Source organism: Chryseobacterium sp. VD8, from assembly GCF_037149975.1.
Taxonomy (GTDB): Bacteria; Bacteroidota; Bacteroidia; order Flavobacteriales; family Weeksellaceae; genus Chryseobacterium; species Chryseobacterium indicum.
The window spans coordinates 1-7,529 of the sequence record NZ_JBBCQL010000229.1 but is presented as its reverse complement, the minus strand read 5'-3'; the positions used below and the strand labels follow the sequence as shown (position 1 = coordinate 7,529).

The window sequence follows — 7,529 nt, the reverse complement described above, 5'->3', positions numbered from 1 at the left end:
TCCAACGTCCTGCCTACTCTGGAATTTCAATATCCAAATGTAAATTTTAACGACAGAAATTCTGTACTGGCTACTGCAAAAGCATTGGAAGACACAGGAGTTGCAGCGTACAACGGAGCAGGAAAATACATTACCAATGCAGATTATCTAGTAATTGCAGGTAAAATTGTTTCCGTAGAAGCAAGACACGCTTCAGCGATAAGAAACCTTATCAATCCCGGAACTGCGGCTTTCTCCGGTGATGATGTGATTGATGCTAACGGACTGGATCTTGCAAAGGAACCAAAAGAAGTTGTATCTGCAGCGGGAGGATTTTTCAAAACACCTTTCACTTGGAAAGAACAGGGAATCGGTTAATTATTCACTTCAAAAAATTACATTATGAATATTCTTAAATTACTAGATAAGCTTTCTGATGATAAATTCTTCACTACAGAAACATCAAGATTAGAAACACTTACCAATATTTCATCTTTCGGGAAAAAAGCAGCTATTGCTGCAGTTCCTTTTGGATTAGGAGCTTTAATGACGACTCCTGCAAAAGCTGAAACCACAGATACTGCAAAAAATGCAACATTCTTTAAAAGTGCTTTAACGGATGCATTACAATTAGCTTTGGTTCTGGAATATCTTGAAAATGAATATTATGCATTAGGATTGGCGGCATCATCCCTAATTCCAAGTGCAGACCGTGTAGTATTTATGCAGATCGCAAAACATGAATCTGCACACGTAACCTTTCTGAAAAATACTTTAACTTCTTTAGGAGTAACTCCGGGAGCTAAACCAACTTTCGATTTTACGGCGAACGGAAGTTTTTCACCTTTTACAGATTACAATCAGTTCTTGGTTTTAGCGCAGGCTTTTGAAGATACAGGAGTAAGAGCGTATAAAGGACAGGCAGGAAACGTAATGTCTAACAAAACTGTTCTTCAGGCTGCATTACAGATTCACTCGGTAGAAGCGAGACACGCTTCACAGGTGAGAAGAATGAGAGCGAATAAAGGATGGATAGAATTGGCAGACGGAGGAAATATGCCTTCTGCAACCAACCCTGTTTACGCAGGAGAAGGCAATACAAATCAGGCAGGCTTTAATACCGCTACAGCTTTTGGAGCTGCTGCAGGTTCTGCTGCCTATGACGAAATTTTAAGTGGAAGTGATGCCCAGGCAATTGCATCATTATTCATTGTCTGAGGAGTTTTTACCTTAAATTTTTAGCTGTTTAATCCCTTTCCGAACATTCCGGAAAGGGATTTTGAAAATATTAAAAAAAACTGTTAATTATTTTTTCATCCATGTCTGATTTTCTTTATTGTCAGAACGTTTTCTGCCATTATCAACATTATAGGCAAAACCAACTCCTAAAGTTTGTTTTAGCTGTGTTTTGGCAATCTGGTTATGATCATACAATAAGTCCAGAGTAACATTGGTAGAAATGAACTTATTAATTTTCATATTTAAAATTCCGCTGTAGGCAAGCACGAGTCTTTCCGGATGATCCAGATAATTGGAAAAAACAGAACCTGTATTAATCAGGGTGATATTATCCATGATCTTCAGCTTGTACATAGCTGTTCCCAAAAAACCGAATTGAAATAAAGATGAATCGCCGTCATTCTTTAACCCATAAATTCCTTTATACTGAAGATCTTTATCCAGTACAAAAGTCCATCTTGCATTCGCAGGACGTATTGTAGCCGTAAAATTATCATTGGGTCTGTAAGTAACTCCGGCTCCCATATTAAGATAACCCGGAGCCATGAAATTTGAAATTTTCGCTGCATCAGGATTATTTCCGTCTGCATAACCCGGTGCAAACTGTGTTTGTAAACTGGCTCCTGCAGAAATATACCAGTTTTTTGCAAATTCTCTTCCGTAATTGGTTGAAAGATTAATGACATCCTGAGTTTTTCTTGTGCCGACTCCTTTTGTATTATTTTGTCCGTATCCGAGAATAATAATATTTTCCCACAGGTCTTTTCCTTTTTCGTACGTAAGATTATAGTTCAGTCCGGCAAGCCACCCCACATTATTGGCTCCTCCTCCAACCCAGTTGGAAAAAGCTGCCTGATTGAGCATTAAGGTATTCTGCCCCTGAATGCTCCATACTTTTGCAGTATCCGAAACAGCAGCTTCGCTTTTTTCCTGAGCAGATAAATGAATCCCTAGTAAAACGATAAACGGAAGTAATTTTCTTTTCATAGGTTTATATTTTAGTTTAAAATTAAAAATAAAATTTAATGATTTATTAAAAATTTTGAACTTAAATGAATTTATCTGAAATTATTTTACATCATTATACAAAAAAAACTGTTCGCAATAAGGAACAGTTTTAAAAAAAATAATGTGAATTAAATTGCTTTTGCCAAAGGCCAGTCGATGGGAACTTCAGTGGCTGCAAAAAGATAATTGGTTATTATTTTATCGCCTGTTAAAACAATGACATCTACGAGACTTCCTTTTGTATACCCTTCTTTAAAAAAGTTTTCTTTTATTTCATCAGAAATCGCTCCTTTATTTTCAGCAACAGATTGTACTACCTTCGCCAATGCATCCAATTTCGAGTCAAATGAAACATCTGCTTTTCTTATCTCAATAATCTGTTCATCAGTGAAACCATTCATTTTAGCAATGGCTGTATGAGCACTTAGACAGTATAAACAGTTATTAAACTGGCTTACCACAAGATTTACCACTTCTTTCTCCTTCGCTTTTAAGGAAGTTTTAGAGCTTTGTAATGCAATATACGTTGAAAGGGCATTTTCCGAATGGGCAAAAGTCGCATACAAATTGGGTACAAAGCCAATTCCTTTTTCTAAATTTTCAAAAATTGCCTGATTTGCTGCTGATACTTGTTCTTTTTGAGGAACTTCAAAATTTTTCATTGTTTTTAATTTGTTTAATTAATTTTACACTGCAAAGTTGCGGTTTCAGGAAAGGCAATTCCATAGCAGAATTTCCCGAAAGATTTAGATTTTTTCCCTTTCTGACTTTTTTAAAAGTTTTTCTGAATTAAAATGAAATTTTAATGTTTAAACTAATTTTAAATTTAACCGCAAAAGAGACACAAAAGACTTTAGTGGATTTATGTAAAGTATTTCAAAAGTCAGCAAAGAGAAAAAATCTTTGATTTTTTAAAACTTAGGTGCACTTTTTTTTCCATTTAACTATTAAACTAAACTTAAGAAACTAAAGTGTTTAAATTTTTTGCTTCTTTTGCGGTAAAAAAGTTTAAACAAGCTTGATAAAGGAAATTTCCAGAATAATCCAAGTGCTCAAAAGAATAAAAATCAAAGATTTTTAAAAACTATTGTAAGCTTTTCATTTATAATCACCAACTTTAAATAAAAGTTTAGTTTATCTTTTGCTACTTTTGCGGTTACATAAGAAGTTTAAACAGACTTAATGATTTATTCTTTAAATAATAAACAGACCGGCTCCGAATGTCGGCTTTTTGTACATCCGGAATTATTCGACCGGGATTTTTACGGGAAAGACCGGGAGAAAAAGCTGCTTACCATTGCCTGGAACAAAGGCGAAGACCAAAAAGTAATAATCGATGGGATTGAATATATTTTTACCTCAGGAACCGTTCTTTGTCTCATGGTTAACCAGTCTTTTCAGTTTGAAGATTCCTCCCGAATCGTTGCATGGCAGTTTAACAGGGATTTTTACTGTATTGAAACGCATGATGAAGAAGTAAGCTGTGTCGGATTTCTGTTTTACGGTTCAGCCGACATCATGTTTATTGCTGTTGACGAAAAAGATCATGAAAAATTATCATTTTTACAAAGCATTTTCATTGAGGAGTTTCAGGAAATCGACGGAATTCAGGAGGATATGATCAGAATGCTGATTAAAAGACTCATTATTATTATTACAAGACTTGGAAAAAAGCAGTTTTTAAAGGAAGAACTTCCCGAAGTAAAGCTGGATATCATCAGAAGTTTTAATCTTTTGGTGGAAAAGAACTACAAAACTCAGCATTCTGTAAAATTTTATGCCGATCAGCTTCATAAATCGCCAAAGACTTTATCCAACCTATTCAGATTGTACAACAGCCAGAGTCCGTCGTCTGTAATACAGCAGAGAATCTTTCTTGAAGCAAAGAGACTTTTGCTGTTTACCGATAAATCTGTAAAGGAAATTACCTATGAACTGGGGTTTGAAGACGTGTCGTATTTCAGTAATTTTTTCAAGAGACTTTCAGGAAATACACCTGTTTCATTTAAGAAGAAAAAGCCTGTAAAGAAATAAAAAAGATGATTTTAAACCAATTAGTTTTATCTATTGACATCATGAAAAAAATATGTTATTTTTTTTCTGAAAATATTAGGTTCGAAAATCATTTTTTAATTATATTTGTGAATCGAAATAATTTTTTTTCATCATTTGTGTTTTTTTAGGCTCCTTTCTAAGGAGTCTTTTTTGTTTTTATCAGGTAACGCGTTTTTTATTGCTTGAAGCCACCCATTCGTCTTTTTTACATTTGATGCAGTTTCCAGCCATACCTTTGTTTTTTTCTTCCGTATATCCGCAGAATGTGCAGGAATAAAATCCCTGATGAACAATCGTTTTCACAGAATGATCCAGAGAATCCGGCATAATCGGAAGTCCGTACTTTACCCTTTCCTCTTCGAAATAAAACACACTGATTTCTCCGGAAATTTCTTCAATGGCACTTTCAATCTGCCCAAGTTGGGAAATTCCTTTTAACCTTAATTCGGCAAAAAATTCATCACTCCCCAGATTTTCTTTCTTAAAATTTTCAATGGAAAATTCACCGTTTTCGATCAGGCAGATGGATTTTCCTTCAATAAGCTGTTCGAGTTTCTTATTTTTTGCGATAAAATAGGTTACAATGGTGTACAGAAGAATAATTACGGCAAAAACAATGAATGATGAAACAATTCCGACATCTTTATTAAACATCGTATCTCCTGCCGCAGAACCCAATCCGATAATAACCACCAGTTCGAAAATTGAAAGCTGCTTTACTCCCCTCTTTCCCAAAACTCTTAATCCTATGATAATGGTAATGAACATAATGGCGGTGCGGAGAATAATTTCCAGAATAAAAGACCATTCTTCGTGCCCCATTAAAAGCTCTTTCCAGTCTAATTGTAACAGAAATATGGATAGCATATAAAATTTATTTTTGCAAGGTTCAAAAAATACGCCAAGCAAAAGAAAAATGCATCATGAACGTTTGTACTGAAAATAAAAGCCGCCTCTGTTGAAACGGCTTTTTCTCTTATTCTTTAATCCATTCTTCGCGGAGCAAAGCGTAGATTACATCATCTGTCCAGTTGTTTTTCCAGAATAAACTTTTCACAAAATGACCTTCTTTTCTAAAACCAATGCGTTCCATAAGTTTAAGAGAATCAATATTTTCCGGATCTATGGAAGCCATGATCCTGTGTTTTTTCAGATCACTGAAAAGAAAATTAATTACTCCTTTTAACGCTTCAGAAGCATACCCTCTTCCTTGAAAGTCCTTATTTAAAGTAATTCCTAACTCTGCCTGCAAATTTTCAGAACCAAAAAAATGAATTCCGATATCGCCGATCACAGCTTTTGTATCTTTTTCTGTAATTAAAACCTGATACCAGCTTTCCGGCTGATTGAATTCTTTATTATTTCTTTCAATAAACTGTTCAACATCTTCCAATGTTTCAGGAATCCAGCTCTGAAATTTATTCGCTTCCGCATCAGAACGATAATTAAAAACTGCCTGTTTATCGTCTAAAATAATATCCCGAATCAGTAATCTTTCTGTTTCTAAATACATCTTTTATAATTTGATCCGGCTAAATTAAGATTTAATCTCAAATCTTTAAGCAAGAGATTTAAGCACCTAATTCAGCTTCTTCACCGTCATTCAATACAAAACATCTTTCTTCCAAACCATTCTCCTTAATTTTTTCTTTAATAAATTTTCTGTCTTCTTTTGCATGACTTACACTTTCAAGATGTGTTACCCAGATTTTTGAATTCGGCGCAGATTCACAGACTTTTACAATATCATGACTCGTCATCACAATCGGATCTCCCACGACAAAAGTTGCGGCTCCTCCTGCAACAACAATGTGTTCCGGCTGATGTTTTTTAATTGCTTGTTCCACTTCTTCACACCAAATACTGTCGCCGACAATATAAACAGACTGCTCAGCATTTTTAAAGACAAACCCATGAACTACACCCATTTGTTCTTCAATTTCCCCTGTTCCATGATGTCCGTCCGTTAAAGAAATTTCAATATTTTTAAACTGTATTGTATCGTTAAAAGCAATCACATTTTTAAATCCTGCTTCAGAAATCTGTTCGGAAATGATTTCAGGACAAATAATGGGTACGTTTTTATCTAAAAGCTCAATCGCTTTCGGATCCCAATGATCGGGATGAAGATGTGTAACGGCTACCGCATCAATCGTTTTTAATTTTTCCTGCAGTTCTTCTTCAGTGAAAGATAGATCAATTAACGGATTCAATAATTCATTGCCTACCATCGGAAATTGTCCCAAAGAACCTTTTTCACCTAACATCGGATCAATTAAAATGTTCAATTCATCAATATTTAAAAGCAACGTTGCATTTCGCCATAATTGTAATTTCATTTTCTTTAATTTTGTATCTGCAAAGCTATTATTTAAGTGAAATTAAATAATCGATGGTTACCAAAAGGTGCACTATATACAATTTTGTAACGTATGACATTTGAAGAATTTAAAAACTGCGGACTGAGAAAAACGCTGGACATGATCTCCGGAAAGTGGAAACCACTTATTTTATCGAATCTTTTTGAGGAAAAAGAAGTCCGTTTTGTGGAATTATGGCGAAAAATGCCTAAAGTTTCTAAAAAAGTTCTGGCAGAACAGCTCAAACAAATGGAGGAAGATCATATCATTCAACGGGTTGAAGTCTATAATTTTCCTCCGGAAGTATATTATAAATTAACGGAAAGAGCCAAAAAACTTGGTCCTATCCTCGATGAACTTCACCAATGGGGAAACGAACATCAAAGAGTTTAAAATCAATTAATTATTGAAGCCATCCAAAACTTCAAGAATATTCCCATACACAAAATCCAGTTCTTCAGGCGTAATGCAGTAAGGCGGAACGAGATACATCACATTTCCCAAAGGACGCATGATGATTCCTCTTTTTAAAAATTCACGATACAAAACCTTACCTATTTCGTTAAAATAGGACGTTTTTTCATCATTTTTAATTTCCCAGGCGATAATCGTTCCGGTCTGTCTCACATTTTCAACTTTCGGATGATTTTTTAAAACCTGAGAAAAATTGAAATGTTTCTGACTGATTACATTGATTTTTTCCAGCGTTTCTTCTTTCAAAAGCAATTCCATACTTGCCAAAGCAGCTGTACACGCTAAAGGATTTGCCGTGAAAGAATGACCATGAAACAAGGTCTTATATTTGTCATCCGACAAAAACGCGTCGAAAATCTCTTGTGAAGAAGTTGTAATTCCCATCGGCATTGTTCCGCCTGTAAGTCCTTTTGA

At 34.9% G+C, this 7,529-nt stretch carries 10 protein-coding genes; 4 read left to right on the top strand and 6 right to left on the bottom strand.

The window, feature by feature from the left end; all coding sequences use genetic code 11:
* Nucleotides 1-357: ferritin-like domain-containing protein (locus WFK35_RS18835; RefSeq protein WP_336733851.1), on the top strand; the 357-nt coding region annotated here is incomplete at its 5' end.
* 24 nt (nucleotides 358-381) lie between these two features.
* Nucleotides 382-1,197 carry a ferritin-like domain-containing protein gene (locus tag WFK35_RS18830; RefSeq protein WP_235130767.1) on the top strand — a complete coding sequence of 272 codons (816 nt, stop codon included), beginning with the start codon at nucleotides 382-384 and terminating at the stop codon, nucleotides 1,195-1,197.
* Between the two features lie 87 nt (nucleotides 1,198-1,284).
* On the opposite strand, the gene WFK35_RS18825 is transcribed toward WFK35_RS18830, so the two are convergent.
* Both WFK35_RS18825 and WFK35_RS18820 read right to left on the bottom strand, forming a co-directional pair.
* Nucleotides 1,285-2,205: a DUF3078 domain-containing protein gene (locus WFK35_RS18825; RefSeq protein WP_336688939.1), complete on the bottom strand. Its 921-nt coding sequence runs from the start codon at nucleotides 2,203-2,205 to the stop codon at nucleotides 1,285-1,287.
* A gap of 149 nt (nucleotides 2,206-2,354) precedes the next feature.
* Nucleotides 2,355-2,888 (bottom strand): carboxymuconolactone decarboxylase family protein, encoded by a 534-nt coding sequence (locus tag WFK35_RS18820; RefSeq protein WP_336733850.1) that lies wholly within the window; start codon nucleotides 2,886-2,888, stop codon nucleotides 2,355-2,357.
* A gap of 520 nt (nucleotides 2,889-3,408) precedes the next feature.
* Between WFK35_RS18820 and WFK35_RS18815 the strand changes: the two genes are divergently transcribed.
* Nucleotides 3,409-4,260 (top strand): helix-turn-helix domain-containing protein, encoded by an 852-nt coding sequence (locus WFK35_RS18815; protein WP_336733849.1) that lies wholly within the window; start codon nucleotides 3,409-3,411, stop codon nucleotides 4,258-4,260.
* A gap of 180 nt (nucleotides 4,261-4,440) precedes the next feature.
* On the opposite strand, the gene WFK35_RS18810 is transcribed toward WFK35_RS18815, so the two are convergent.
* The 3 genes from WFK35_RS18810 to WFK35_RS18800 all read right to left on the bottom strand — a co-directional run bounded on the left by WFK35_RS18810 (nucleotide 4,441) and on the right by WFK35_RS18800 (nucleotide 6,620).
* Nucleotides 4,441-5,148, bottom strand: coding sequence for a DUF421 domain-containing protein (locus WFK35_RS18810; RefSeq protein ID WP_336733848.1), 708 nt, complete (start codon nucleotides 5,146-5,148; stop codon nucleotides 4,441-4,443).
* A gap of 109 nt (nucleotides 5,149-5,257) precedes the next feature.
* Nucleotides 5,258-5,794: a GNAT family N-acetyltransferase gene (locus WFK35_RS18805; RefSeq protein WP_336733847.1), complete on the bottom strand. Its 537-nt coding sequence runs from the start codon at nucleotides 5,792-5,794 to the stop codon at nucleotides 5,258-5,260.
* Between the two features lie 58 nt (nucleotides 5,795-5,852).
* The gene (locus tag WFK35_RS18800; RefSeq protein WP_336733846.1) at nucleotides 5,853-6,620 is read right to left on the bottom strand and encodes an MBL fold metallo-hydrolase; all 768 of its coding nucleotides are present in this window, start codon (nucleotides 6,618-6,620) and stop codon (nucleotides 5,853-5,855) included.
* Nucleotides 6,621-6,713: 93 nt separating this feature from the next.
* Here WFK35_RS18800 and WFK35_RS18795 point away from each other — a divergent pair, with 93 nt between their 5' ends.
* Entirely contained in the window at nucleotides 6,714-7,034 is a 321-nt protein-coding gene (locus WFK35_RS18795; protein WP_336733845.1) for a winged helix-turn-helix transcriptional regulator, read from the top strand.
* 6 nt (nucleotides 7,035-7,040) lie between these two features.
* Here the strand turns inward: WFK35_RS18795 and WFK35_RS18790 are convergent.
* Nucleotides 7,041-7,529: aminotransferase class III-fold pyridoxal phosphate-dependent enzyme (locus tag WFK35_RS18790; protein ID WP_336733844.1), on the bottom strand; the 489-nt coding region annotated here is incomplete at its 5' end.